Annotated in this window: 23 protein-coding genes; 9 read left to right on the top strand and 14 right to left on the bottom strand. The window is 71.4% G+C overall.

Annotated elements, in window-relative coordinates; genetic code table 11:
• Nucleotides 1-566: 566 nt before the first annotated feature.
• Complete coding sequence (locus HTZ77_RS18405) at nt 567-1739, top strand: FAD-dependent monooxygenase (protein ID WP_175590855.1); 1173 nt, start codon at nt 567-569, stop codon at nt 1737-1739.
• Here HTZ77_RS18405 and HTZ77_RS18400 read toward each other — a convergent pair.
• Genes HTZ77_RS18400 through HTZ77_RS18385 form a run of 4 tightly spaced genes read right to left on the bottom strand, consistent with a single transcriptional unit; the run spans nt 1706 to nt 4394 of the window.
• Complete coding sequence (locus HTZ77_RS18400) at nt 1706-2116, bottom strand: hypothetical protein (RefSeq protein WP_175590854.1); 411 nt, start codon at nt 2114-2116, stop codon at nt 1706-1708. The two genes, HTZ77_RS18405 and HTZ77_RS18400, sit on opposite strands and share 34 nt — an antisense overlap.
• Before the next feature lie 18 nt (nt 2117-2134).
• Entirely contained in the window at nt 2135-3007 is an 873-nt protein-coding gene (locus tag HTZ77_RS18395) for a class I SAM-dependent methyltransferase (protein WP_328808644.1), read from the bottom strand.
• A gap of 36 nt (nt 3008-3043) precedes the next feature.
• Entirely contained in the window at nt 3044-3529 is a 486-nt protein-coding gene (locus tag HTZ77_RS47515; protein ID WP_175590853.1) for a YcxB family protein, read from the bottom strand.
• A gap of 37 nt (nt 3530-3566) precedes the next feature.
• Nucleotides 3567-4394, bottom strand: coding sequence for a helix-turn-helix domain-containing protein (locus HTZ77_RS18385; protein WP_328808643.1), 828 nt, complete (start codon nt 4392-4394; stop codon nt 3567-3569).
• A gap of 117 nt (nt 4395-4511) precedes the next feature.
• Between HTZ77_RS18385 and HTZ77_RS18380 the strand changes: the two genes are divergently transcribed.
• Nucleotides 4512-5525 carry a zinc-dependent alcohol dehydrogenase family protein gene (locus HTZ77_RS18380; RefSeq protein WP_175590852.1) on the top strand — a complete coding sequence of 338 codons (1014 nt, stop codon included), beginning with the start codon at nt 4512-4514 and terminating at the stop codon, nt 5523-5525.
• A 17-nt stretch (nt 5526-5542) separates the two neighbouring features.
• Here the strand turns inward: HTZ77_RS18380 and HTZ77_RS18375 are convergent, their stop codons facing one another.
• The 3 genes from HTZ77_RS18375 to HTZ77_RS18365 form a co-directional block, all read right to left on the bottom strand.
• Nucleotides 5543-7216: a hypothetical protein gene (locus HTZ77_RS18375; RefSeq protein WP_175590851.1), complete on the bottom strand. Its 1674-nt coding sequence runs from the start codon at nt 7214-7216 to the stop codon at nt 5543-5545.
• Between the two features lie 284 nt (nt 7217-7500).
• The gene (locus HTZ77_RS18370; RefSeq protein WP_175590850.1) at nt 7501-8418 is read right to left on the bottom strand and encodes a hypothetical protein; all 918 of its coding nucleotides are present in this window, start codon (nt 8416-8418) and stop codon (nt 7501-7503) included.
• Between the two features lie 10 nt (nt 8419-8428).
• Entirely contained in the window at nt 8429-9022 is a 594-nt protein-coding gene (locus HTZ77_RS18365) for a matrixin family metalloprotease (RefSeq protein WP_175590849.1), read from the bottom strand.
• A gap of 101 nt (nt 9023-9123) precedes the next feature.
• Here HTZ77_RS18365 and HTZ77_RS18360 point away from each other — a divergent pair, with 101 nt between their 5' ends.
• Nucleotides 9124-10815: a serine/threonine-protein kinase gene (locus HTZ77_RS18360; protein ID WP_328808642.1), complete on the top strand. Its 1692-nt coding sequence runs from the start codon at nt 9124-9126 to the stop codon at nt 10813-10815.
• Here HTZ77_RS18360 and HTZ77_RS18355 read toward each other — a convergent pair.
• Nucleotides 10796-11755 (bottom strand): hypothetical protein, encoded by a 960-nt coding sequence (locus tag HTZ77_RS18355; RefSeq protein WP_175590848.1) that lies wholly within the window; start codon nt 11753-11755, stop codon nt 10796-10798. The two genes, HTZ77_RS18360 and HTZ77_RS18355, sit on opposite strands and share 20 nt — an antisense overlap.
• A 691-nt stretch (nt 11756-12446) precedes the next feature.
• On the opposite strand from HTZ77_RS18355, the gene HTZ77_RS48250 reads away from it, so the two are divergent.
• From HTZ77_RS48250 to HTZ77_RS18340, 3 genes are read left to right on the top strand one after another with little or no spacing between them, the layout of a single operon-like run.
• Nucleotides 12447-14462 carry a PEP/pyruvate-binding domain-containing protein gene (locus HTZ77_RS48250; RefSeq protein WP_205302844.1) on the top strand — a complete coding sequence of 672 codons (2016 nt, stop codon included), beginning with the start codon at nt 12447-12449 and terminating at the stop codon, nt 14460-14462.
• Entirely contained in the window at nt 14459-15703 is a 1245-nt protein-coding gene (locus tag HTZ77_RS18345; RefSeq protein WP_175590847.1) for an MFS transporter, read from the top strand. The genes HTZ77_RS48250 and HTZ77_RS18345 overlap by 4 nt, the downstream gene beginning before the upstream one ends.
• Complete coding sequence (locus tag HTZ77_RS18340) at nt 15700-17100, top strand: ATP-grasp domain-containing protein (RefSeq protein WP_175590846.1); 1401 nt, start codon at nt 15700-15702, stop codon at nt 17098-17100. Before HTZ77_RS18345 ends, HTZ77_RS18340 begins: the two co-directional genes overlap by 4 nt.
• Here the strand turns inward: HTZ77_RS18340 and HTZ77_RS18335 are convergent.
• From HTZ77_RS18335 to HTZ77_RS18325, 3 genes are read right to left on the bottom strand one after another with little or no spacing between them, the layout of a single operon-like run.
• Nucleotides 17066-18100 carry a hypothetical protein gene (locus HTZ77_RS18335; RefSeq protein ID WP_175590845.1) on the bottom strand — a complete coding sequence of 345 codons (1035 nt, stop codon included), beginning with the start codon at nt 18098-18100 and terminating at the stop codon, nt 17066-17068. The two genes, HTZ77_RS18340 and HTZ77_RS18335, sit on opposite strands and share 35 nt — an antisense overlap.
• Nucleotides 18094-18477 carry a hypothetical protein gene (locus HTZ77_RS18330; protein WP_175590844.1) on the bottom strand — a complete coding sequence of 128 codons (384 nt, stop codon included), beginning with the start codon at nt 18475-18477 and terminating at the stop codon, nt 18094-18096. Before HTZ77_RS18330 ends, HTZ77_RS18335 begins: the two co-directional genes overlap by 7 nt.
• 44 nt (nt 18478-18521) lie before the next feature.
• Nucleotides 18522-19046, bottom strand: coding sequence for a hypothetical protein (locus HTZ77_RS18325; protein ID WP_175590843.1), 525 nt, complete (start codon nt 19044-19046; stop codon nt 18522-18524).
• A 163-nt stretch (nt 19047-19209) separates the two neighbouring features.
• Between HTZ77_RS18325 and HTZ77_RS18320 the strand changes: the two genes are divergently transcribed.
• On the top strand, nt 19210-21252 hold the full coding sequence (locus tag HTZ77_RS18320; protein WP_235994862.1) for a CehA/McbA family metallohydrolase: 2043 nt from the start codon (nt 19210-19212) through the stop codon (nt 21250-21252).
• 59 nt (nt 21253-21311) lie between these two features.
• Nucleotides 21312-21674 (top strand): cupin domain-containing protein, encoded by a 363-nt coding sequence (locus HTZ77_RS18315; RefSeq protein ID WP_175590842.1) that lies wholly within the window; start codon nt 21312-21314, stop codon nt 21672-21674.
• 95 nt (nt 21675-21769) lie between these two features.
• Here HTZ77_RS18315 and HTZ77_RS18310 read toward each other — a convergent pair whose 3' ends face one another.
• Nucleotides 21770-22345, bottom strand: a complete 576-nt coding sequence (locus HTZ77_RS18310) for a TetR family transcriptional regulator (protein ID WP_328808641.1) — start codon at nt 22343-22345, stop codon at nt 21770-21772.
• A gap of 118 nt (nt 22346-22463) precedes the next feature.
• Here HTZ77_RS18310 and HTZ77_RS18305 point away from each other — a divergent pair, with 118 nt between their 5' ends.
• Nucleotides 22464-24032: an MDR family MFS transporter gene (locus tag HTZ77_RS18305; protein WP_175590841.1), complete on the top strand. Its 1569-nt coding sequence runs from the start codon at nt 22464-22466 to the stop codon at nt 24030-24032.
• 297 nt (nt 24033-24329) lie between these two features.
• Here HTZ77_RS18305 and HTZ77_RS18300 read toward each other — a convergent pair whose 3' ends face one another.
• Nucleotides 24330-24530 carry a hypothetical protein gene (locus HTZ77_RS18300; protein ID WP_175590840.1) on the bottom strand — a complete coding sequence of 67 codons (201 nt, stop codon included), beginning with the start codon at nt 24528-24530 and terminating at the stop codon, nt 24330-24332.
• Between the two features lie 75 nt (nt 24531-24605).
• The coding region (locus HTZ77_RS18295) for an L-serine ammonia-lyase, iron-sulfur-dependent, subunit alpha (protein WP_175590839.1) at nt 24606-24822 on the bottom strand (217 nt) is incomplete at its 5' end.

Below are 24822 nucleotides of genomic sequence, written 5' to 3'. Positions count from 1 at the left end.
CGGGGCGTCTTGAGGGGTGCAGCGCCGCAGCGCCCGTCGCTCTTGAAGACTCGAAACGCCGCCCTTTGGCCACCCCTGCGGGGTCACGCTCTCCAGGTCTCCCACGGAGTCACGCTCCTCAGGCGCCCTGGCTGAGCCCCGCCCCCGAGCCGCCTCGGCGGAGTCGCGCGCTGAGCCCCCTTGAGGGTTCCCCCTCCCGAGCCCCCTTGAGGGCGCACTTCCCCAGCCCCCTTGAGGGACGCACTTCCGAACCGCCTTGAGGGGGCGCGCTCCCCAACCGTCCTTGCGGAGTCGCGCTCTCCAGCCCCCTTGAGGGCGTGCCCCCGAGCCGCCTTGAAGGGCGCACACCTCGGCTGTTCCTCAGATCTGTGGGAGCCGAGTGGGAGGCAGGGGCGACGCGCTGACAGGTGATGCGGCGCCCGTCGGCCGGCTGGGGCGCGAGTCGGTGTACGGGCCCCCGCCGGCCGGGAAGCGGGAGGGGCGCGTTGTCAGTGCTGTCGGGTGCGGTTGCCGACTGTCAGCCGGTTGAGCTCAGGGTGACAGCGCGTCCCGCGAAAGTCGTGGACATGCAGAACACCAACATCCTCATCTCCGGTGCCAGCGTCGGCGGCCCCGCCCTCGCTTACTGGCTCGCCCGCTACGGCTTCCGCGTCACCGTCGTCGAGAAGGCCCCCACCCTGCGTCCCGGCGGGCAGGCGGTGGACTTCAAGGGGGACGCCCACATGACCGTCCTGCGCCGCATGGGCATCCTGGACGACGTGCGGCGGCTCCAGACCGGCGGCACCGACCAGACCTTCGTCGACGCCCGCGGCCGGGCGGTCGCGGTCCTGCCCGGCGAGTTCACCGGCGGCGAGCTGGAGATCCACCGCGGCGACCTGGCGCGGCTGGTCTACGAGAAGAGCGTGGCGGTCGGCTGCGAGTACGTCTTCGGCGACTCGATCACCTCGCTCACCGAGACCCCCGACGGCGTGCACGTGACCTTCGAGCGGTCCGCGCCGCGCACGTTCGACCTGGTGATCGGGGCCGACGGCATCCACTCGAACGTGCGCCGCCTGGCCTTCGGCCCCGAGTCGGACTACGTCGAGTTCCTCGGCCACTACTACGCCCTGGCCGACGTGCCCGAGCGGTTCGGCACCGAGGCGCAGATGTACAACGAGCCTGGCCGGATGGTCGCCGCGGGCGGCCCCAAGGCGTCCGTGTTCTTCGTCTTCGCCTCGCCTCAGCTCGACTACGACCGCTACGACACCGAGCAGATGAAGCGGGTCGTGCTCGACGCGTACGCCGGGATGGGCTGGCGGACGCCCGAGATCCTGGACGCGGTGCGCCGCACCGGCGACTTCTACCTCGACTCGATCAGCCGGGTGAAGATCGACCACTACTCCAAGGGCCGGGTGGCGCTGCTGGGCGACGCGGCCTACGCCAACACGCTCGGCGGGTTCGGCTCCGGGCTGGCGCTGGTCGGGGCGTACGTGCTGGCGGGCGAGCTGGCGGTGGCCGGCGGCGACCACCGGGCGGCGTTCCAGCGGTACGAGGAGGGCTTCCGCGAGTACGCCAAGGTCTCGGAGAAGGGAAACGCCGGGCCGTGGCTGGCTCCCCCGTCGGCGGCCCGCATCCGGATGCGCAACTGGACGTTCAAGGTGGGCTTCATGCTCAAGCTCATGATGAAGATGACCGACGACTTCGCCGACAACATCACGCTCAAGGACTACCCGTCGCTGGTGCGCGGCGCGGTCAGGTGAGTGCCGTCGCGGGGGCGGTCGAACCAGCGCCCCGCCGACGGCAGCAGGAGCAGGACGACGGCCACCACGGCCTCGGACACGTTCACCAGGAGCGCGGCGGGCGAGTCGAACGTGCCGTCCGCCGCTCGGAGGGCCAGGAACATGACCACCTGGGCGGCCTCGATCGCGACCAGGATCCACCGGGTGCTGCGGAGCCGCCCCGGCATGCGCTTCATCGCCCACCCTTGGACGGCCGCCCACGCGGCGGCCACGACCGGCATGATCCACGCTGCCCCGCCCCCCGCGACGGCGAGCGCGAGGGAGAGCGCCAGGGTCAGAAACCACAGACAGGTCTGCAGCGTCAGGATGAAGTGCACGACCTTGATCGCGCGGGGCATGGGCTCCGACTGCACGGCTCAGCCCACCGCCCGGCGGCTGAAGAGCGCGGCCAGGAGGAACGGGACGCCGAAGCACGGGCCGTCGGGCGGCTGCTCCTCCATCATGCGGATCTCGATCTCCGCGAGGTCCGAGAAGATGAAGCGCAGGGACTCCGGGGTGTAGGCCAGGCCGCCGTGCAGGCGTCCGTCCCGGTAGAAGTCCTCGTCCGGAAGCTCCGACCCCATGGCGCCGGCGGCGAAGCAGGCGACGGCGAGGTGGCCGCCGGGCGCCAGAACCCGGTCGAGCAGGTCGAGGTAGCTCACCCGGCGGTGCGGGGGCAGGTGATGCAGGCAGCCGGAGTCGTACACCAGGTCGTACCCGTGCGGCGCGAGGTCGGCGGTGAAGGCGTCGCCGACGATGAAGCGGACGTCGGCGGCCGTCTCCGCGGCGCGCTGCCGGGCCCACCCGACGGCGGCCGGGGACAGGTCCACGGCGTCCACCTCGAAGCCGAGCGAGGCGAGGTAGAGGGCGTTGCGGCCGGGGCCGCAACCCAGGTCGAGGGCACGGCCGGGAGTCCGGGAACGGCTGGGAGTCCGGGCACGGCGCGGTGCGGCGGCGCTGCCAGCGGGGGCCGGGCCACCGAGGAGACCGCGTTCGACGTACGAGATGAGGCTCTCGTCCGGCTTGGTGGTGAAGAAGGGGATCGGTCGGGAGCGGTCGGCGTAGAAGTCGTCCCACCAGGCCGAGGCTTCGGCGGTCCACCGGTCGGAGTCGGCGGCGAAGAGCCGGTCCAACGTCTCCATACCGTCGAGGCCAGAGGCGACCGGCGCGTCCATACGGTCCGAGCCGGATGCCGAGAGCCGCTCCAGCATCTCCATGACGTCGTCCATCGTGCGGATGGTGCGGTTCACGCGCTCTCCCTGCGGATGCCGGCGACGTTTTCGATCTTAGGTGACCGAGGTGCCCGAGGAGCGGCGGGCGGCGAAGAAGGTGTCGAGTGCGGCCTGCTGGTCGGCGTCGAAGGCGCGCCTGGGGAGGAAGGCCGTGCACTGCTTGCCGATGAAGAACAGCCAGAACTCCGGCGTGGTCACGATATTTCCGAACATGGACCAGTTGAGGGTGGTCGTGTACTGGTCGGTCCGGCACTCGTACCCCTCGCTGGTCAGCCGGAGCGTCGTCGGGACGCAGAGGTACGCGAGCTGCCGCCGCACGACCCGGCGGATCGCCCACGTCAGCGCGACGGGGAACACGACCGCCCCGGCGAACATGCCCGCCGCCAGGCCGATGGCGCCCATCACGGCGCAGGCCGCTCCCAGCAGGACGAGGATCGCCGGAAGCGCCACGCGGAGCGCGCCGAGCTGCCGCCTGAGGCCCTGTCCGAAGGCTCGCGCCACCTCGTCCGGCGCGGGCGTGTACGTGATGGTGAAGTCCACCGAAGGTCCGTTTCGTTGCTGCTCGGTCGTCGGTCCGCTACTCGGTCGCGCGATGGCGGCGGGCGCGGGCGCGCAGGAGGTCTGTTGTGGCGTCGTCGGCGGGCAGGAACGCCTCCAGGCGCAGCTCGGCGAGCGTGACGTCCGTCGCCGTGGCGAACGACGTCAGCGTCGTGATCAGCCGCAGCTCCCCGTCGGCCGAGGCCAGCCGCATGGGCACCGCGAAGCCGAGGTGGTCGGGCCCGAGCGGGGTCTGGGGCACGTAACCGGCCAGCTCGTCGATCAGGGCGTCGAGGCGCGGGTCGGGGCTGCGGCGGGAGCGGGCGCGGAGGTTCTCGATGACGTGCCGGCCCCATTCCGGGAGGTTGCGCACGCGGTGCCCCATGCCGTGCGGGTGCAGCATCAGCCGCAGCATGTTGAGCGGGGGTTCGAGCAGCTCGGGCGCGGCGTCCTCGGTGAAGACCTCGATGGCGGCGTTCGCCGCCACCACCTCTCCGTACGGCCCGATGACCAGCGCCGGGTACGGCATGTGGCCGTCCAGGATCTGCTCCAGCGCCGCGCGCACGGGACGCAGGGCGGCCTCGTCGAAGCCGGACTCGGCGAACACCGGCGCGTAGCCCGCCGCGGTGAGCAGGTCGTTGCGCTCGCGCAGCGTGAGGCGGAGCGACTCGGCCAGCCGGATCACGATGGCGCGCCCCGGCAGGGAGCGGCCGCTCTCGATGAAGCTCAGATGGCGCTGGGTCGTGCCGGCCAGCGTGGCGAGTTCGAGCTGGCTGACGCGGCGCGTGTGGCGCCAGCGCTTCAGCTCGCCGCCGATGCCCCCGATACCGCCGCCGACGCCGCTCCGCTCGGTCATGGTGATGCTCACCAGGAAGTTCTATCGGCTTCGTGCGACAACCGGCGATTCCTTCCAGGGAATTGCCCGATGTCATCGTTCGTTCGGATGATCCCCATATATCGGAGACATTGCGAGGAAGGATGTGCGATGAGGAGCTATCACCTGGAGCCGGGGCGCGGGCTCGACGGACTGACCACCGCCGACCACGACGAGCCCACGCCGGGACGCGGGCAGGTCGTGGTGCGGATGCGCGCCAACGGGCTGGGCTTTCGCGACCTGCAGGTGCTGAACGGCGACTACCCGCTGCCGATCACGCCCGGCATCGTGCCCGGCTGCGAGGGCGTGGGCGAGGTGGTGGCCGTCGGCGCGGACGTCACCCGGGTCAAGCAGGGCGACCGGGTGGCGGCCACCGTGTTCCCGCACTGGCAGGACGGGCCGTTCCTGCTGGAGAACGCCGCCCAGCTCGGCACCATGATCAATGGCATGCTGACCGAGTACGCGGTGCTCGGCGAGGACGGCGTGGTGCCCATCCCGGAGCACCTGTCGTACGAGGAGGCGGCGGCGCTGCCGCTGGCGGCCGTGACCGCGTGGAACGCGCTGACCTCCGGCGGCGCGCCCCGGCCGGGCGACACCGTGCTGACGCTCGGATCGGGCGGCGTGTCGCTGTTCACGCTGATGTTCGCCAAGGCGGGCGGCGCCCGGGTGATCGTGACGACGTCCGGGCCGGACAAGGCCGCGCGGCTGCGCGAGCTGGGCGCCGACGAGGTGATCGACTACCGGGCGAACCCGTCGTGGTCGGAGGAGGTCCGCGCCCTGACGAACGGCAGAGGCGCGGACCGCGTCGTCGACCCGGCGGGGCCGCTGGAGGAGTCGCTGCGCTCGGTGGCGCTCGGCGGCGAGGTGGCGTTCGTCGGCTACCGCCTGTCCGGCCCCGCGGGGGCGGCGCCGGTGGACCCGGGGGTCCTGTTCGGCGCGGGCGCGGTGGTGCGCCCGGTCGCGACCGGCAGCCGGGCCCACTTCCTCCAGGTGAACCGGGTCATGAGCGCGCACCGGCTGCGTCCCGCGATCGACCGGGTGTTCCCGTTCGAGGACGTCCACGAGGCGTACCGCTACTCCATGGCGGGTGGCGGCTTCGGCAAGGTCGTCATCACCCACGGCTGAGAGCCCGGCTGGGCGCCTCAGTTGGTGCTCTTCACCTTCAGGTGGGGCCCGATATAGCCCACGCAGATCAGCCCTGCCGCTTTCACCCCGTCGTGGTAGTGCATCCTCGGTGCGCGCATCCCGGCTCCGCCGCCGATCCGGATGTGCGCCCCCATGAAGAGCCTGCCCTTCGCGTCCACCTTCGGCGGCACGGGGAAGGTGTGCTGACGCCGCATCCTCATGTCCTTCTTCACCGCCTCGGACTCGTCGGCGGCCACCTTGCCCGCGGGGATGGCGTACTCGCCGACAGGAGGCTCCTTGCACCACTGCAGGAAGCTCCCGGCGAACCTGTCGGCGGCGCGGGCGTCGGCGTAGGAGTTCAGCGCCAGCAACGCCTGCCACGTCGTCTGGGCCCAGGAGGAGGCGTTCGGCATCTCGTCGAGGCCCAGGGGCAGGCCGATGTCGCCGGTGAACACGATCCTGGACAGCTCCTCCATGCGGTCCAGGAGCTCGGCGAAGGAGCCGGGCAGGATCGTCCGCTGCTCCTGCGGCTCGAAGGCATCCTTCTCATGACCGATGTGGACGAGCCGTCGTTGCAGCCCCCGGACCTGATCCTCCAACAGCACCGCTTTCTGGTTGACGGTGTCGAACTCGGCGGACAGAGCCTGGAGCTGCTCGTTGAGGTCGGCTATCCGGTCCTCGTTGCGCGCGGCCTCGGCGATCAGCTCGAACGCCGCGTGGAGGTTGCGCCGGAGCTGGTCGTTCTCGGTGCGCAGTTCCTTCATCTCGGCAGGCGCGGACGTGCGCGCCTGCGCCTGCTTGGGCGTGTCCTCCAGGAGGAGGGTCCGAGTGATGCCGGCGAGCGCCGCCGGCAGGCGTGACTCCGCGCTCAGGGTCCGCGGAAGCCCGGACAGCAACCCGACCGCGCGCCGTACGTCCAACTCGATCCGCGCCGCCGAAAGAACACGGTGACGCACCGCGTCCTCGGCGCCGGCCGGATCCACCTCCGGAAGAAATGTGCGGATGCTTCCGCCCCATACCCCATGGGACGATCCGATCTCCTTGTTGAAATGCTCGGTGGCGTACGGATCAAGGAGATAGAGCCCGGCCAGTCCGGCGGTGTTCTTCGTCACGGTCTCGACGGTCCGCCGCCATTCCTCGAATGGCGTCTTCGCATGGGCGGTGGCCACGATCGTCGGCAGCCGTCTGTCCGGATCGCATAACACGTCGATGAGCTCGTCGACGTCGTCCGGGCGGATGAGGCGCGGAGTTCGCGTGAGCGTGGCCAGGGAGTCGTTCGCCGGGACCTGGTCGAGTAATTCGCCTATCAGCCTGGGGACCGCGGCCTTGCGCCCGCGCCCGGACTCGGCTTCGTCGAGTGCGGCGGGCATGAACTCGACGTCCAGCCAGAACCAGGTCCGCGCCGCCTCGGGCGCCCGGCCGGGAGCGTGCACGGTCAGCGCGCTCACCCAGGCGCCCGGGCCTCCCGTCTCACGGAGCTGCCAGCGCTTGGTCTGCGTGCCGTCCGGGGTGTTGCGCGAGTTGTGCAGCAGGAACGTCCCTGGTCCGAGCCTGGCGTTTCCCTGGTCGAAGGCGTCCACATCGAGCTGCTTCGACCTCAGCCAGCCACGCAGCGCTCCCTGGGCCGCCGAGAAGGCGTCGGCCGCGGTGAGGCGCGTATGGAAGATGGAGCGGTATCGGCTTGCGGTCACAAGAACCCCTCATCAGCTTGTAATACGCACACATCCCCGATCGAGCAGAACATTCAATGTATTTATACTCAACGCTTCATTCGCGCCATGAACAAGCATGACAGACTTCACGACAGCGTCATGTTTCGCACCGGGCGCGAATGAGCAGCACTTCTCAGCCCCCATATTCGTAAATTTCGGCACTTATGGCGATATGGGGTGTTTCAGGGTGGACACGGCAAGAAGACACAGCAAGCAAGAAGGGGCGCCCCGAACAGGGGACGCCCCTTCGAGTCGTGCGCGCGTCAGCAGGCGGAGCGGTCCGTGACCGTGCCCGTCTCACAGGCGGAGCGCTGGGCGCGGCCGCGGAGCCGGGCCAGCGGCGAGTCGCCGGCCGCCCTGAGCTGCGGCGAACCGCCCGTTGCCGTGGGTTGCGGCGAACCGGGCCCGGCCGACGGCGAGGCGCCCGTCGAGCTGGACCGGGCGGACGGCGTGGGGTTCGCGGTGTCCGGTCCGGCCGACGGCGTGGCGCTGGTGGACGTGGGCGCGGGCTCGCCGGTGTCCCCGAGGAGCTGGGCGGCGCGGTTCTCGTCCGTGAGCGGGGCGACCAGCGCCGCGCCCGGCTTCTCCTCGATGAACACGCCCTGCCCGATCGGGAGGTGCACGGACGCCTGGTACGCCTGAGCCTGCGGCGACGCGGCCCGGCGCTTGACCCGGGCGAGGGCGCTGTCCACGTAGAACAGGCCACGGCCGGCCGTGCCGAGCGACTGGCGGAGGCCGTCGAGCGTGGTGCCGGTGGGCTGCTCGACCCGCAGCCGGATCTGCCCGCCGGAGTAGCCGCGGCCGAGCTTGCCGGCGAGGACCTTGTCGACCCTGACCACGACGCTGGCCCAGCGGATCGCGGCCTCCGCGCTCTCGTACGGCACGACCCGCGGCGTCGGCGCGTCGTCGTCCGAGGCGTACGCGATGCCGGGCTCGACGCCGACGACCGTGCCCTCCACGAGCGCGGCGGCCGGGCGGAACGTGCCGGACGGCCGGGCGCCGGGCGTGATGTCGTCGAGCGAGTCGAACAGGTACTGCCCCGTCCCGCCCGCGTCCGGGTGGAGCTGGGACCAGAACGACCGCTGGGGCTGTTCGGCGGCGCTCTGCTGGGCCGCGCACCCGGTGACGGAGGCGATGGAGGCGGCGGCGACGCCGGCCGCGAGGAGCTTGAGGTTGCGCATCTCCGGTCTCCTAGTAACGGCCGTTGATGTGGGCGACGTCGTGCGCGCTGTACTTGAGGATCTTGTGCGCGCCGGTCTTCAGGCAGGACGTCGACTCGGTGGAGTGGTCGAGGCCGACCGTGTGCCCGATCTCGTGGCACGCCAGGGCCTGCCGCTGGGTCGCGGTCATCCAGTCGATGTCGCGCAGGTCGTAGCGCACCTCGTACTGGTCGCAGCGCCACGGCTGGCTGCTGTCGGCCGGGGCGATGGTCTTGACGCACTTCGAGTACGCGTACAGGTTGTAGCCCGTGCTGGAGCCGTCCCAGTCGAGGTCCCAGTGGTCGACGTAGTAGCGGTCGAACGACTCCACGTCGGTGCTGGGGTCGGGCGTGGTGTCGGCGGCCACGGTCATGTCGGTCTGGGCGTCCAGGTTCAGCAGCGCGGCCTTCACGGCGGTGCGCGTGCGGGTCTCCAGGGACGCGTAGTTGTACCAGTGCTTGCCGTTGTCGGCGAAGGGGCAGCAGCCGTTGGCGGAGCCGAAGCCGTTCGCCCCGGCGGGGGTCGCGGTGGCCGCCGTCACGACCGCCGCGAGGACGAGTGCTGGGAGGAGCTTTCGAGGAAACATGTGATCCAGAAATAGGGAAAAGGGGAGTCCGAATATCGTGCCGGGTAGATTCGGGAAGATCAACCCGATGTATCCCCTTTGGCGGCTCTAGGCTGTCCGCTGTGACATCCGGGCGTACGGTCATCGACGGCCGATTCGAGCTGGTCGGGCGGTTGGGCAGCGGCGGCATGGGCACGGTGTGGCGTGCCTACGACCTGGCCCTGCAACGTGAGGTCGCGCTCAAGGAGGTCCGCCCCTCGGACTCCCCCGACCCCGACTCCAGCCGGGCCCACATGCTGCGCGAACGGGTGCTGCGCGAGGCCCGCGCGCTGGCCCGGCTCGACCATCCCAACGTGGTGACCATCCACCACATCGTGGACACACCGGCCCTGGCGCACCCGTGGATCGTCATGGAGCTGGTGCGCGGCCTGTCGCTGGCCGACCGGCTCGCCCAGGGCCCGATGGCGCCCGCCGAGGCGGCCCGGCTGGGGCGCGGGATCCTGGCCGCGCTGCGGACCGCCCACGAGGCGGGCATCTGCCACCGCGACGTGAAGCCGGCGAACGTCCTGCTGCGGCCCGACGGCAGCCCGGTGCTCACCGACTTCGGCATCGCGGCGATGCTCGACTCCCCCGGCCTGACGGCCAGCGGCGACGTGGTGGGCTCCCCCGAGTACATCGCCCCGGAACGGCTGCGCGGCCACGAGGGCGACCCCGCCTCCGACCTGTGGTCGCTCGGCATGCTGCTGTACGTGGCGGTGGAGGGCCGTCACCCGTTGCGCCGCGACACGCCCATCGCGACGCTCGCGGCCGTGCTGAACGGGCAGGTCCCGCCGCCGTACCGGGCGGGGCCGCTGGCGAACGTGCTGCACGCCCTGCTGGCGTCCGACCCCCGGGCGCGCCCTCCGGTGGCGGAGCTGGACCGGATGCTGGCCCGGGCGGAGGAGCAGGCGGTGACCGCGCCCCCGCCCCCGCCCTTCACGCCGCCGCCCGCCGGGCCCATGCCGCCCGGCTACCCGCCTTCCGGCCCCATGGCCTCCGGACCCATGGTCTCCGGTCCCATGGTCTCCGGTCCCATGGTCTCCGGCCCCATGACCTCCGGGCCCGTGCCGGCCGGAGGCGGCTACGCGACCGGCCCAGGGCAGCAGCACGCGTATGTGGGCCTGCCCACGGGGGACGTGAAGCGGCGCTCCGGCGGGCGGCGGGCCGCGACGATCGCGGGCGTGGCCGCCGTCGGCGGCGTCCTCGCCGCCGCTCTCATCGTGGTCCCCCAACTGCAGGACCCCACCACCACGCCCGACACCCCGGGCGCGACCTCCACCCCCGCCAAGACCAAGCCCGCCAAGAAGAAACCCGCCTACGAGAACCCCAAGGAGGCGGGCGACCTCCTCAGTCCCGCCGGCATCCGCACGGCCATCGCCGCGCTGGAGAAGGCGTCGGGCAGCAAGCTCTTCACGGGGTTCACCGTGTACGGGGAGTACGCGATCGCCCAGGTGGCGGTGCCCGAGAAGAAGGGATACGACACGTACACGTACCGCGACGGCCAGGTGAGCCGCGCGACCGGCGGCTCGCTCAGCTCGGACACGAAGCCGTTCTCGGCACAGTCGTTCGACTGGGACTCCCTGCCGAAGCTGCGCGCCTACGCCGACCGGCGGCTCGGCATCAAGAAGCCGACCACGCACTATGTGATCGCGCAGGGCGCCTGGGTGTTCGCGAAGAACCAGCCGGTCATCCTGTACTACGTCGGCGACGATTACGGCACCGGCTACCTGGCGGCGGACAAGAACGGCAGGATCATCAAGACGTACGCCCGCTGAACCCCCAGAAGGACGTGTAGGGGCGGAGCAGGGCCTTCAGTTCCGGGTCGGCGCGGCCCCGCAGGTCGCTCTCGGCGATCTGCCGGGCCGCGCCGGCCAGCAGGTCGGCCACCTGGATCCGGACGTCCGAGTCGGAGGGCGCCAGGCGGAACCCGTCCAGCCGGCCGCCGCCGGGCAGCGGCCCCGTGAGGCTCGTCAGCTCGGCGATCCGGTCGTCGGTCAGGATGGTCTGCCGGTCGTGGACGACGCGCACGCGGGCGCCGCCCCGGCCCCAGTGGGCGACGGTGCCAACGATGGCCGCGATGAGCGGGTCGAGGACGGGCATCGCGCCGGGGGGCCGCTCGCCGAACGCCTCCACCCGCGGCCTGGCGCGGAGGAGCAGGTCCATGAGCTCGGCCACCGGGCCGCCGGGCGGCGCGGCGGGGCGCAGGGACTCCGCCAGCTCGAACGCGGCGTCCGCGGTGATCTCGACCCGGCCGTTGCGGGCCCTCAGGACGTCGTTGAGCGAGGCCAGGAACGCGGTCCAGGTCTCCGCGCCGTACACCCGCGGCCCCTCGAGGCCGAGCGCGGCGGCCAGGCGACGCGCCCGCGTGGGGTCGCCCGTGAGCAGGTCGGCGAGCCGGACGGTGAAGAAGCGCGGCTTGTCGATCAGGTGGACGTGGGCGTGACCGAACAACGGGCCCGAGGGGCCGAGCAGCCAGGCCACCACCCAGCGGTGCTTGGCGCGGCGCAGGATGCTGGACTTGTACATGGTGGTCGGGGAGGGAGCCCGCTCGCGCACGGCCTCGAGGCACCGCTCCGCCGCCCGGACGTCCATCCGCACGCTCGCGTGGGTGAACATGTTCGTGTTGCCGCCGACCAGCTTCTCGCCCTCCGAGCCGGACTCGTCGCAGGCGATCTCGACGGCGAACCCGAGATCGTCATGACTAGGTTCTTCCACTGACCAGCTCTTTCACGGCCCGGCTCTCGCGAATGGGTGACGCTGGCGGCTCCAGGTCGGGGCGGATTCCCAGTCTGGCAAGGACCACCGTGACCGCTCAAGCGGGTTTCGGCCGGCCATGGCGCGAGCACCACTCCCATCGCCGACGACGCGGCGACCCGCATCCCGCGAAATCGAGGGATGCGTTACGCGTGAGATGCGTCGTACGGCAATGCGAATTAGCGCCGCATTTACTTCTTGATCATAGTCCCCGCCGATGACGAGGGCAAACCCGGGGCCGCCGGCATACGCAGGACACCGCGACCGCCATTTGGTGATTTTTCCTTACTGCAGGGCATGTGTATCGTCGTACCCAGGCGACGGCGCACAACCGCCCCGCCACAGACGTGCTTGAACGCAGAAAGGTTTAAGGTTGCAGCAGATGAGATATTAGCTATTCGCGACCCAGTGACCTCGGCGAGTTATTCTCAAGCTTATTCCGCGCGCCGTGCCGAACAGCCGCGCCACCCCTTCTGACGTCTCCGGCCATTGTCCCGGGAGACCGCGCGGCCGAGCCGCGTCGGGCGTATTCGCCCTTCACGCACCACCCATGAACAGCAACACGGCACCGTCCGCGCAATGAGCGTACGGTGCCCTCCCGCGTGCCCGCACACAGTGGCGAACCCCGCACACGGTAGCGAAAGGAGATCCCGTGAAGACACTTCCCCGCACCTCCGTCATTCCCGCCACACTGGACGTGCCGTTGACCGTCCCGACGTTCATGAAGCTCGCCGGGCGCCTGGCCGGCTTCCCGTTCGTGAAGGTCGTGGTGGATCTCGAAAAGGCGGAGTTCCACGTCATCGACAGCACCGGCAACCCGCTGCACGTGCATTACATCGCCGAGCACATCCTCGGCGTGCCGGCGGAGGACCTGCTGCGCGACATCGACGCCTTCAACCACGACGTCTACGTCCGTCCCGACCGGCGCTTCCTGCTGGGCCTGCTGGCGTTGCACCGGCGCAGGCAGGACGACGGCGACGGGGAGGAGCGTGTCTTCCTGTCGCTGGAGACCGTGGAGGCCGACACCATGTCCGCGGACATGCTGCTGTCCTTCTACCGCCACGTGCGCGCGCACCTCCACCCGTCGGTGCCGCTCTTCCTCAAGCCGGCCAACCACCTCCAGGAGACCCACGTCGCGGGCATCCCGGAGGAGGAATTACCGCGGCTCCTCGCCCACGAGCTGCTGTCCCAGGCGCCGTTCGTGGCGCTCAACAGCGGCACGACGCACGGCAGGCTCCGGCTCTTCGCGTCGGCCGCCGACTACCGCGCCGCCGCCGGCTCCGTGGAATGGCACGACATCATCGTCATGCCCCGCGTGCCCGACGACGTCCCGCGGGTGTCCGGCCTGGTCAACACGGAGCACACCACCCCGCTGTCGCACACCAACGTGCTGGCCACCGGGTGGGGCATCCCCAACGCCATCCAGACCGACCTGCTCGACCGGCCCGGCCTGGCCGAGCTCGACGGCGGCTGGGTGAGGTACGAGGTGGCGCCCGACGCTCCCGAGGTGCTCATCGAGGCGGCCGACCCGCCCGCCGGTCTCGACTCCCGGCCGCCGTGGACCACCGAACGCGTCGCGCTGGAACGGCCCGAGACGGCCGCCGCCGAGATCGTCCCGCTGTCATGGCTGCGGATGGGCGACCACTACCGCTACGGCACCAAGGCAGCCAACCTCGGCGAGGTGTGCCACGTGCTGGAGCACGGCTCACGCCGGTGGCTCGGCTTCTACCAGATCCCCCGGCCGCCGCGGTCCGACCTCCTCGGCTACCTGGCCGGGCGGCTCGGCGTCACCGGCCCCGCCGACGACGCCACCCTGTCGGCCGCCGCCGAGCGCCTGATCAGGCAGCACGTCGAGGTACCGCGCGGCATCGCGCTGCCCTTCTCCCTGCAGCGGCAGTTCCTGGAGTCGTCGCCGCGGATCCAGCAGACCATCGGCCGCCTGAAGATGGCGCTGGAGGCGCGGACCCGCCACGTCGAGGACATCTGCGCGGAGCTCCAGCAGATGATCGTGGAGACGCGACTGCCCGGCGACCTCCTGCGGCGGATCGACGACGCCATCGTCAGCCACCTGTCCGGCGTCGGGCAGTTCGTGGTGCGCAGCTCGTCCAACGCGGAGGACCTGGCGGGCTTCTCCGCGGCGGGGGTCTACGAGTCGGTGGCGCACGCGCGCACCCTGGAGTCGATCGCCGACGGCATCAAGGAGGTGTGGTCCTCGCTGGTGTCCGCACGCAGCGTACGGCTGCGCGAGCAGGCCGGCATCCCCTTGGAGGACTGCTACATGGGGGTGATCGTGCAGGAGTGGGTCGACGTCCCCCTCGGCGGCGTCCTGGTCACCTGCAACCCGGCCGACCCCCGCGACTTCAGGAACGTCTACGTCAACATCTCCACGAGCTCGGTCGCCGACGTCGTCACCGGGACCGCCGATCCCCTGCAGCATCTCTACAACACCGTCGAGGGCGGCGGCCGGACGATCTCCCTCGGATCCGCGCGGTCCGACCTGGCCCCGGCCACGAAGGACTCCCTCGCCCGCCTGGCGCTGATCGGCCGCCTGCTGCAGTCCCACTTCTCCCCCGACTACCTCTACGGGGTCCCCGTCGACATCGAGTGGGCCCTGGACGGCGACCGCATCAAACTCCTGCAGATCCGGCCCTACCGGCCGGCGTCATGACGGCGGACGTCGCACCGGCCGCCCGGCGCGTCATCAGGATCTTCAACGGCTACAAGCTGTTCACCGGTCTGCTGTGGTGGCTGCCGATCTACTACGTCTACCAGCACGACAGCGGACTGTCCGACGGGCAGATCTTCGGCATCCAGAGCATCTACTACCTGGCGTTCTGCCTCCTGGAGATCCCGACCGGCGCGCTGGCCGACCGCTTCGACTACCGCAGGTTCCTCCAGGCCGGCGCGCTCGTGCTGACGGCGGCCAACCTCGTCCCGGTCGCCTGGACGTCCTACGCCGGATTCCTCGTCCACTTCCTGCTCGTCGCACTCGGCAACTCGCTGGTGTCCGGCGCGGGCAGCGCCTACCTGTACGAGTACCTGCGACGCTCGGGGTCCGTCGCGGCCTACCAGCAGGCCGAGGGCAGCGGACGCGCCTACACGCTGACCGGCCGCATCGCCGGCCTTCCCGCCGCGGGCGTGCTCATGCAGTGGTACGCGCCTTCGCCGTACTGGCTGTCGGCCGCCTGCAGCGCGGTCGCCGTCCTGCTCGCGCTCCGGCTGCCCGCCCTGCCCTCGGGGGGCGGGGAGCACGACGGACGGCGCCCGTCGGTGCGCGAGCAGCTCCTCGCGGGCAAGACGCTGTGGCGCTCCCCCCTCCTGATGCTGCTCATCGCCCAGGGGGTGGCCGTCTTCACCCTGGTGCGCATCGGTCAGGCCAACCTCTTCCAGCCGATCCTCACCGTCAAGGGGTTGCCGCTGGCGGTGTTCGGGGTGGTGATGGCGGTGACCACGGTCTTCGAGCTGATGGGCGCGGCCCGCTCGACCTGGCTGCGGCGCTTCGGGGACGTGCCGGTGGTGTTCGCGCTCACTGTGATCATGGCGGCCACGCTGGCCGTGCTCGTCCCGGCCGGGCTGACCGGGACGGTGATCTGCCTGTGCGTCTTCTCGCTGGCCTCGGGCCTGGTCTTCCCCGTCCAGCGGCGGCTGATCAACACCGCCATCACCGACTCGCGCCACCGCGCCACGCTGCTGTCGCTGGAGTCGCTCATCGACCGCTCCGTCTGCGCTCTCGTCGTGCTCGCCCTCGGCGGCTACCTGTCCAGAGGCGCGATGAACCTGTTCCTCATCCATGTCGCCGTCGGCACGACCGTGCTCATGGCGGCGCTGGCCGTACTGCTGCGCCTGAGCCGGCAGCGGCCGCGCGCCACCGCGGAGGCACCCACGGCCACGAAGGAGAACGTCACGTGAACAAGATCCTGTACGTCTACGCCAAGGGCGGCGCGCCGCTCGACCACATCCTGCCGCGCGTCGCGGGCTGCGGCGAGTTGCACATGCTCGCGCTCATGCCGCTGCCGGACACCGGCGCGGAGCGCTGGCGACCGTACTGCGCGAGCATCGCCGAAACCCATGCCGGCGGTGTCCGCGGGGAGGCCGCCGTGGACGAGATCGTCCGGCGCGCCAAGGCCGTCGGCGCCGACGCCGTCATGACGCTGTCGGAGTTCGCGGTCCTGGCGGTGGCGCACGCCGCCGACCTGCTCGGCCTGGCAGGAGCCGGCGCCACCGCGGCGGAGAAGGCCCGCGACAAGCGGCTCATGAGGGAGAGCTGGGCGGCCGCCGGCGTGCCCATCCCCGGCTTCCGCCGGGTCTCGACCGAGGCGGACCTGCGCGCCGCGCTGACCGAGCTGACCCCGCCCGTCCTCCTGAAACCGGCGTGGGGCGCCGGCTCGATCGCCCAGCTCGTCCTCCACTCGCCGGACGACGTGTCCTCCGCGTGGGCCCAGGTCGCCCCCGCCCTGGACAAGGGCAACCAGGTGGGGATGAGCGAGCTGTACGAGACCGAGGCCGACCGCCACCTGCTCGTCGAGGAGATCGTCACCGGCTCCGTCGACGGCTGGTACGACGTGCCCGGCTACGCCGACTACGTGAGCGTGGAGGGAATCGTCGCCGACGGCGTCTACCACCCGCTGTGCATCGCGGCGCGGCTGCCTCCGATCCCGCCGTTCAACGAGGTCGCCAGCCTCATGCCGTGCGTGCTGCCCGAGCCGTTGCAGCGCGTCGTCGAGGAGGTCTCCCGGCAGGCCGTGGACGCGCTCGGGCTCGGCACCTGCGGCACGCACACGGAGCTGAAGCTCCGTGCCGGCGGGGTGCCGGCCGTCATCGAGACCGGCGCCAGGTTCGGCGGTGTCATGATCACCAAGCAGATCGAGGAGGTGTTCGGGCTCGACCCGATCGCGATGCTCACCCGGCAGTTGCTCGGCGAACGCGTCGTCTACCCCGAGCGGATGCTGGTCGAGGGGCACGGCGCCGCTGCCTCCGTCGTCGCCGTTCCGGCCGACTCGGCGGGAAACCCGTGGCGCAGCACGCCGCCCTGGCAGCCCCGGGCCGTGGACTGGCCGGCGATCCTGTCGCCGGGCAGCGCCATCGAGGCCGTGGCGGCCTTCGACCGGCCGATCGGCGAGGCCATCCCCGCCTACGACCCCGCCGCCGGCGTCGCGAACTGGCTGGGAGTCTTCATGCTCACCGCCGCCGACGCGGGAACGCTGTTGCGGGACTGCAACGCCGTGCTCGACGGTCTCGAGGACGGGCTCAACCGGGCGTCGGAACGGCGGGTCAGCGGCCGAACCGCCAGCCCGGGGGGAAGATGAGCGCGCGCAGACCGTGCCCCTCGATCTTGGACGCCCACTCCTCCGGCGTCGTCATGATCTGGTCGTCGTCCTCGTCCAGGGCGCTCTTGACCGGGGTGTAGCCGAAGCCCGAGCCGACCAGCCGCGCCACCATCTCACTGCCCCGCGTGGCCGGCCCGGGCAGGCCCAGCTTGGCCACGTCGTAGCCGAGGATGTAGCCGGTGTTCCCGGCGACGATCTCCCCGAACTCCTCGGCGTTCTCGCCGCGTGACCTCGTCGGCCGCCCGTTGGAGGCGTCGCTCAGCGCGTCGAGCGCGAGGGCTCCGGTGGCGTACGCGGCGCCGTCGACGACGGCGTAGTTGAGCGTGGTCAGCACGTAGCCCGGCAGGCAGATCTGCAGGACGCGGCCGACGTTGAGGCCGAAGACGGCCTTGACCGCCTGGGCCAGCTTCACCAGGCGCGCCATCTGGGCGGCGGCCATCGCCTGCGCCACGCCGTACAGCGCGGTCGTGAGCGGCTGGAAGCAGACCAGCCACAGCAACTGCAGGATCGCTTTGTCCAGCTCGGCGAGCTGCTTGCGCACCGCCTCCACGAGCCCGGCGTACGCGTCGCAGCCGGCGGCGATCACGCGGCAGTCCTTGGCGAACGCGGGCGGGAAGCCCATGATGCGCAGGATGTAGAGGCGGGCGAAGGCGTCCACGCTCTGGCCGCCGTTGTTGTTCCACACCGAGGCGGCGGCGTCGTCCGCCATCTCGGCGACCCCGCCGGCCTTGCCTGCCTTGCCGGTCTGGGGCGGCTGCTCAGGGCCGTTCAGGTCGTCGGCGAGCCTGCGGAAGGCGGCGGCCGCCTTCCGCAGCGCGGCGGGGTCGATCTCGGGGGCGGTGACACCGGCGTAGATCCGCAGCGCGACCATGGTCCCGCCGGAGGCGATGAGCAGGGTCGTCATGAGGGTGGCGGGCGACAGGACCCTGGCTCCGGACAGGGCCGTCGGCGACAGCATCGGCCTGATGGGCGTCACCATGGGCGGTCGTCCTTCGGCCACTCGTAGACCGGCACGTCCGAGAGCTTGATGTCGTCCGCGATGCCCCAGTCGACCTCCTTCACGTTGTGGCGCATGGTGAGGAGGCCGTCGGCGATGTCCGCGTACACCTTCGCGAACTCCGTGATCCAGTGGCGCATCTCGTCGCGCTTCGGCTTGTACCACTCGACGAACGCCTTGTCGGCCTCTTCCCCGGCGGGCCAGCCGCCCAGCGCGTCCAGCGTGCCGTACGCGTTCCGCACGGCCAGGAGCACCGCCTCCGAGGCGTCGTCGAAGGCCGGGGCCGCGCGTTTCCTGAGCTGGTCGAGATCGAGGTCGAGGGCCGGTTGTGACGGCTGGTCAGGAGGTGGTTCTGCCATGGATCACCGCTGGTGGCGCGGACATGATCGTCATGCGGCCATGCTCACGACGAGAGATGTCGGGGGCGAGTCGCGGCCGTAACGATCAGATCTACGCTTCCCGACATCCGTCGTTCACCCGATGTTCGCCCCCGGCTGTCATGGCCGTCGCGCTCGTCGCGCGTCACCGTGAACTCCGCCGTCGTCACCCGGCCGGCGACCGTCACGCCCAGCTTGTAGCGGCCCGGCTTGGTCGCGCGCGGGACGGTCAGCGTCTTGGTCGCCCTGCCGTCGTTCAGGGCCACCTTGTACGTGACGCCCTGCGGGCTCCTGACCGTGGCCGTGGCGCCCGGCCGCACCCCCTTCGCGAAGATCGTGACCTTGTACGCGTCACCGGCGGCGACCTCGCCCGGCGTGACCTCGGCCTTCACCGAGACCTGATGCACCGGGGCCCGATGGTCGTCCCCCACGACGGTCACCGCCGGCTCGGGCGCGGGCTCGGCGGTGGCCGCGAGCGAGACGCCCGCGAACGGCACGGCGAGCAGCACGGCACCGGCGACGCCTACGGTGAGCGGCTTGACGAAACGCATGAGTGCTTCCCCGATCCGCGGCGGTCTCGTGGAGTCCCGTCGACTCCGCCCCTCGATCCGCCGCCGGAACGAACGCTAGAAGCGCCGTCTTTGCCTGCCCTGAGCCCGGCATTCCTTTACTTTGAGATGAACGTGAAGATTGTCTGAGCCGAGGAGCCCGCTCATGCGCGACGACGATCCCTTACCTCCCGACCCTCTGCTGCCCGCGTCGGTGGCGCGCGCCCTCGACGAGTACCGCGCCCTCCGCGACGAGCACGGCCCCACCTGGGGCGAGAACCGCCTGACGTACATCGTGCAGGCCTGGGCCACCGTCTTCCTCGACATGAGGCGGCACGACTACCGGGGCGCCTGCTTCCGGCAGCTCGCCGGACGCCATCCGGGCGCCTCGCCCCGCGAGCTGGAGGACCGCCTCGGCGAGGTGGACGTCGAACGCGCGGTCCGGGACGCGCTGGCCGGCGACGTGCCCGACAACCTGCCCGCGCTGCGCCTCGCCCCCGGCCGCGCCCATGCGCTGGAGTGCGTCACGCGGGTGGTCGCCGGCGACGGACCGCCCCCGCGTACGGCGCTGCTGCTCGACTCCAGCCGGGACGAGCCCGTCACGGTGCTCGTGGACGGCACGCCCCACGAGGTGGAGCCCGGCGGCGCGCGGGTGGTGGAGGTGGAGCGGGAGGTCTCCGTCGACGGGCGGCGGGTGGACCTCGCGCCGCTGGTCCGACGGGCGCCGGCGGCCCGGCTCCGGTTGCGCGCCGGATTCCCGTGCCGGTGGAGCGTGACCGGCGCGAACGGCCAGGGCTGGTACCCCGACGGCGTGCCGCACAAGATGGACGCCCACCGCCGCCCGTACTTCCACGGCGACGACCTCGTGCTCACGGTGCCCGCCGAGCCCGTCACGGTGACGGTCACGCGCGGCATGGAGTACGCCGAGGCCCGCGCCGAGCTGACCCCCGCGGCCGGGGCGGAGACGCCGGTCGAGCTGACCCCCGAGCGGCTGTACGACGCGGCGGCGCGCGGCTGGTACGGCGGCGACCTGCACGTCCACCTCAACTGGATGGGCGAGGAGCCGGCCGCGCCCGCGCTGGCCGCGGCGGCGCAGCACGGCGAGGACCTCCACGTGCTCAACCTGGTGGCGGGCAACGTGGCGGGCGCGCGGGTGTACGACCTGGAGGCGCTCACGCACTGGCTGGGCGCCGACCTGCCCTGGTCGGACGCGCGGCACGTGGCCAGGTTCGGGGTCGAGTACCGGGAGGACCTGGTCGGCCACCTCAGCGCGTTCGGGCCGCGCGGGCTGCCCGGACGCTTCCACGCGGGCTTCGCCGGCGCCGCCGACTGGCCGCCGAACGCCGTCGCCTGCGGGGAGCTGCACGGGCTGGGCGCGGTCCTCGGCTACGGCCACCCGTTCCACACCCCGTTCTCCGACGCCGACCCGCCGGACGTCGTGCTCGACCGGGGGCGTAACTGCGCGGCCAGGGAGATCGTGGCCGACGCCGCACTCGGCCTGGTGGACACCCTCGACGTGCTGAACCACTCGTCGATCGCGGCCACGGCCGCCGTATACCGGCGGCTGATCGGCGCGGGCAACCGGCTGGCGGTGACGGCGGGGACCGACGCCGTGCTGTCGTTCCTGCGCCGCGGCACCGCGTCGGGCCCGCCGGGATGGGCGCGGGTGTACGCGCGGGTCGAGGGCCCGCTGAGCGTCGAGTCGTACGCGGAGGCGGTCCGGCGCGGCCGCACCTTCGCCACCTCCGGCCCCTGGCTGGAGCTCTCGGTGAACGGCCTGGGCCCCGGGAGCACCCTCGACGTGACGCCGGGCGAGCGGGTGGAGATCACCGTCGCCTCGGCCGGGCCGGAGGTGCAGGAGCTGGAGATCCGCACGGCGGACGGGGTGCTGGCGCAGGGGCCGCCGGGACGGCTGAGCGCGACGCTGGTCGTGGGCGAGCCGACGTACGTCGTCGCCGTCGCCACCGGCGGGCCGCACCCGCGCAGCCACCACCGGAGCGGCGCCCACGCCCACACGAGCCCGGTCCACCTGGACGTGGCGGGCGCGCACGTGGCCCGGCCGGAGGACGTGCGGTGGTGCCTGGCCTGGCTCGACCGGCTGGAGGTGATCCTCAAGGAGTCCGGCCGGTTCGACGGCGAGCGGCAGTTCGAGGACCACCTGGCCCTGTACGACCGGGCCCGCGAGGTCTACCGGTCACGCCTGCTCTGAGGCCCCCTTCGCGCGCTCCGACCGTGGTGGAACACTGAAAAGTGACGAAGGGGGACGTCATGATCGAAGTCAAGAGCATCGACAAGCCCGACGAGCGCCGCGACTTCCCGATGGGGCACCTGGAGGTGTGCAACCTGACCGGCCTGACCTTCGGCGTGGCCACGTTCGAACCGGGCTGGCGCTGGTCGGCGTCCGTCAAGCCGATCGCCGGGACCGAGTCGTGCGAGGTCCACCACAACGGGTTCGTCGCCAAGGGCAGGCTCCGCTTCCGCATGGACGACGGCACCGAGGCGGAGATCGGCCCGGGCGAGGTCTTCGTCGCGCCGCCGGGGCACGACGCGTGGGTCGTGGGCGACGAGTCGGTCATCGTGTTCGACTTCGCGGGCGGGGCCGCGGACTACGCCAAGGCGAAGACCGCCTAGCCGGAGCCGGACCGCAGCCCGGAGCACGAAGCACGGGGCACGCGAGACGCCGGAGAGCCGCCGCACCAGGGGCCTCCGGCGTCGTCGTGCCGCCTTCAGCCTTCAGGCGGGACGTCGCCCAGGCACGCCTCGAAGGCGGCGGTCAGGCGGGCGATGTCGGCCGGTGTCGGCTCCTCCGGCCCGAGGTTGCGACGCAGCGCTCCCACCCCGAGGAAGACCGCCGTCGCCAGCCGGGCGCGGGCCATCGCGTCGGGCCCGCCGAGGCGCTCGGCCAGCGGCTCGATCACGGCCGTGCGCACCCGCTCGCCGACGAGCCGCCGGATCTCGGGATCGCCGGCCGAGCGTTCGAGCGAGCGCAGGATGCGGCTCTCGGGGTCGGCGTGCATGCGCAGCGCGGCGTACTCGGCCAGCCGCGCGGGCAGCCCGGCCCGGTCGCCGTCGAGGACGGGGGCGATGGTCGGCTCCTCGGCCAGCACCTCGCGGAACAGCCCGGCCTTCGACCCGAAGTAGCGGCCGACGAGGGCGAGGTTGGCCTCGGCTGCGGCGGCGATCATGCGTACGGTGACGTGCTCGTAACCGTGCTCGGCGAACAGCGCGCGGGCGGCGGCGAGCAGCCGCGCTCGCGTCGCCTCCCGGCCCCTCGGCCGCGCCTCCACCTGGACGTGCTCCACCTGAAAACTCTAACGCCCCGACGCCCACTTGCCGCGCGGCTAGTAAACGAGCGTATACTGGAGGAACGCGCACCCAGCGCCCCCTTTCCCCCGGCCCGACAGGAGGCATGACGCCCTGATGACTCAGACGCGGCAGTACACCCACCGCGAGATTCTGAAGGTGATGTCGGGGCTCATGCTCGCCATGCTGACCTCGATGATCTCGACGTCGGTGGTCGGCACGGCCCTGCCGACGATCGTCGGCGAGCTCGGCGGCCAGGACCAGTACTCGTGGGTGGCCTCCGCCACCATGCTCACGATGACCGTGTCCACGCCGCTGTGGGGCAAGCTGTCCGACATCTTCGGCCGCAAGCTGCTCTTCCAGGTCGCCCTCGGCCTGTTCGTCGCCGCCTCGCTCGTGGCCGGCCTCTCCCAGGACATGGGCCAGCTCATCGCGGCCCGAGCCGTGCAGGGCATCGGCGTCGGCGGCCTGTCCGCCCTCGCGCAGGTGATCCTCGGCGACATCGTCTCGCCCCGCGAGCGCGGCCGCTACTCCGGCTACATGGGCGCCGTCTTCGGCATCTCCACCGTCGCCGGCCCGCTGCTCGGCGGGTTCATCGTGGACACCGACTGGCTCGGCTGGCGGTGGTGCTTCTACGTCGTGGTGCCGTTCGCGGTGGTCGCGTTCGTCGTGATCCAGCAGGTGCTGAAGCTGCCGAAGATCAAGCGGGACACCACGATCGACATCTGGGGCGCCACCACGATCACGGCCAGCGCCACGGCCCTCATGCTGCTGCTCACGCTCGGCGGCCAGGAGTTCGAGTGGAACTCCCCCTGGACGTACCTGCTGGGCGCCACCAGCGCGGTCATGCTGGTGCTGGCCGTCCTGGCCGAGCGCGCGGCCCGTACGCCGATCCTGCCGCCCCGGCTGTTCGGCAACCGCACGTTCGTGCTGACGAGCCTGTCGTCGCTGTTCGTCGGCATGGCGATGTTCGGCGCGATGATCTACCTGCCGCAGTACCTCCAGATCGTCAAGGGGCTGAGCCCGGCCAACTCCGGCCTGATGACGCTGCCCATGGTCCTGTCGCTGTTCGTCTCGGGCGTGATCTCCGGGCGCATCGTCACCCGCACCGGGAAGTGGAAGGTCTTCCCGGTCGCCGGCCTGCTGATCGTGGCCGTGGGCCAGTTCCTGCTGTCGCGGCTGCACGTCGACTCCAGCGAGTGGCTGATCGGGTTCGACGTGGCCGTCCTGGGCCTCGGGCTGGGCCTGTCCATGCAGATGCTCATCCTGGCCGCGCAGAACGGCTCCGAGCCGCGCGACATGGCCTCCACCACGGCCGGCGTGTCGTTCTTCCGGTCGCTCGGCGGCGCCGTCGGCGTGGCCGCGTTCGGCGCGATCCTCGTCAACCGGCTCAAGGACGAGATGACCGGCATGCTCGCCGCCCGGCACGTCAAGGTGCCCGGCGGCGGCTCGCTCTCGCTCGGCAGCCCCAGCGAGATCCAGCATCTCCCGGAGCCGATCAGGGGCATCGTGCTGGAGGCGTTCACCCGGGGCCTGGAGACGGTGTTCCTCGTGGGCGTGCCGGTCACCCTGCTCGGGTTCGTGGCCGTGGTCTTCCTCAAGGAGCTGCCGCTGCGCGGCGCCTCCCGGCAGCCCGCCGCCGCCCCGGCCGCCTCGGAGGTGGCCGGGGCGGCCAACACCCGATGACGCCGACGGTCAGGCCGCCGCATCTCAGATGGTCTGTACAGACGATCAGAGATTCGGGCGGACTACTTTGATGGTGATCACCTCAGCGCCTTCGCGCAAGGTGATCATGTACCAGTGGTGGCATCATCGCTGACGAGATTGAGCTCGTAGGCGTTCGGAACACCATCCATTGGCTCGGCGAGCGTGGGCCGTGGCTCGTCGAGCAGGGTGAAGATAGCGAGCTGAACAGGTCTGCGCAGACTCTCCGGAAGGGCTTCGATCTGTTCCCAAGCACGCTCCGGAAAAGCGATACGCCGGTCAGCCGACGATGCCCCACTCGGCGGCCAACTCGTCGCGAGTGAACGTCCGCGTGTGGCCCGCGTCGGCCGCGTTGTCCATGATGGCGCGCATGGCCTGCTGACGCCCCACTTCTCGACGCAGCCGTCGGACCTCGGCCTTCAACGCCTCGTATTCGCCACGAGGGATGGTGACGACCTCGTGGTGGTGATGCGACGTCATGCCCTCACGTTACCTGTTCGCCTTGACATTCCCAGGGACTCGGTAGGATCCACGGCCGCCCGTGGCCGCCGTGCGTCAGCACTCGATGACGTTGACGGCCAGGCCGCCGCGTGAGGTCTCCTTGTACTTGTCGAGCATGTCCCGGCCAGTGACCTTCATCGTGCGGATGGCCTTGTCCAGGGCGACGAAGTGGCGCCCGTCGCCGCGCAGCGCGATCCGCGCCGCGGTGATCGCCTTGATCGAGGCCACCGCGTTGCGCTCGATGCACGGGATCTGCACCAGCCCGCCGATC

This window comes from Nonomuraea montanisoli (assembly GCF_013363975.1).
Taxonomy (GTDB): Bacteria; Actinomycetota; Actinomycetes; order Streptosporangiales; family Streptosporangiaceae; genus Nonomuraea; species Nonomuraea montanisoli.
Note: the sequence above shows the minus strand (reverse complement) of the source record. Positions and strands in the feature narration are given on the sequence as shown.

Coding starts and splice junctions, on each gene's coding strand:
- HTZ77_RS18305 (WP_175590841.1), top strand. CDS start 22,464: ATGACTCAGACGCGGCAGTACACCCACCGCGAGATTCTGAAGGTGATG.
- HTZ77_RS18345 (WP_175590847.1), top strand. CDS start 14,459: ATGACGGCGGACGTCGCACCGGCCGCCCGGCGCGTCATCAGGATCTTC.
- HTZ77_RS18330 (WP_175590844.1), bottom strand. CDS start 18,477: ATGGCAGAACCACCTCCTGACCAGCCGTCACAACCGGCCCTCGACCTC.
- HTZ77_RS18370 (WP_175590850.1), bottom strand. CDS start 8,418: ATGCGCAACCTCAAGCTCCTCGCGGCCGGCGTCGCCGCCGCCTCCATC.
- HTZ77_RS18400 (WP_175590854.1), bottom strand. CDS start 2,116: ATGCCCCGCGCGATCAAGGTCGTGCACTTCATCCTGACGCTGCAGACC.
- HTZ77_RS18405 (WP_175590855.1), top strand. CDS start 567: ATGCAGAACACCAACATCCTCATCTCCGGTGCCAGCGTCGGCGGCCCC.
- HTZ77_RS18380 (WP_175590852.1), top strand. CDS start 4,512: ATGAGGAGCTATCACCTGGAGCCGGGGCGCGGGCTCGACGGACTGACC.
- HTZ77_RS18315 (WP_175590842.1), top strand. CDS start 21,312: ATGATCGAAGTCAAGAGCATCGACAAGCCCGACGAGCGCCGCGACTTC.
- HTZ77_RS18335 (WP_175590845.1), bottom strand. CDS start 18,100: ATGGTGACGCCCATCAGGCCGATGCTGTCGCCGACGGCCCTGTCCGGA.
- HTZ77_RS18365 (WP_175590849.1), bottom strand. CDS start 9,022: ATGTTTCCTCGAAAGCTCCTCCCAGCACTCGTCCTCGCGGCGGTCGTG.
- HTZ77_RS18300 (WP_175590840.1), bottom strand. CDS start 24,530: ATGACGTCGCATCACCACCACGAGGTCGTCACCATCCCTCGTGGCGAA.
- HTZ77_RS18325 (WP_175590843.1), bottom strand. CDS start 19,046: ATGCGTTTCGTCAAGCCGCTCACCGTAGGCGTCGCCGGTGCCGTGCTG.
- HTZ77_RS18320 (WP_235994862.1), top strand. CDS start 19,210: ATGCGCGACGACGATCCCTTACCTCCCGACCCTCTGCTGCCCGCGTCG.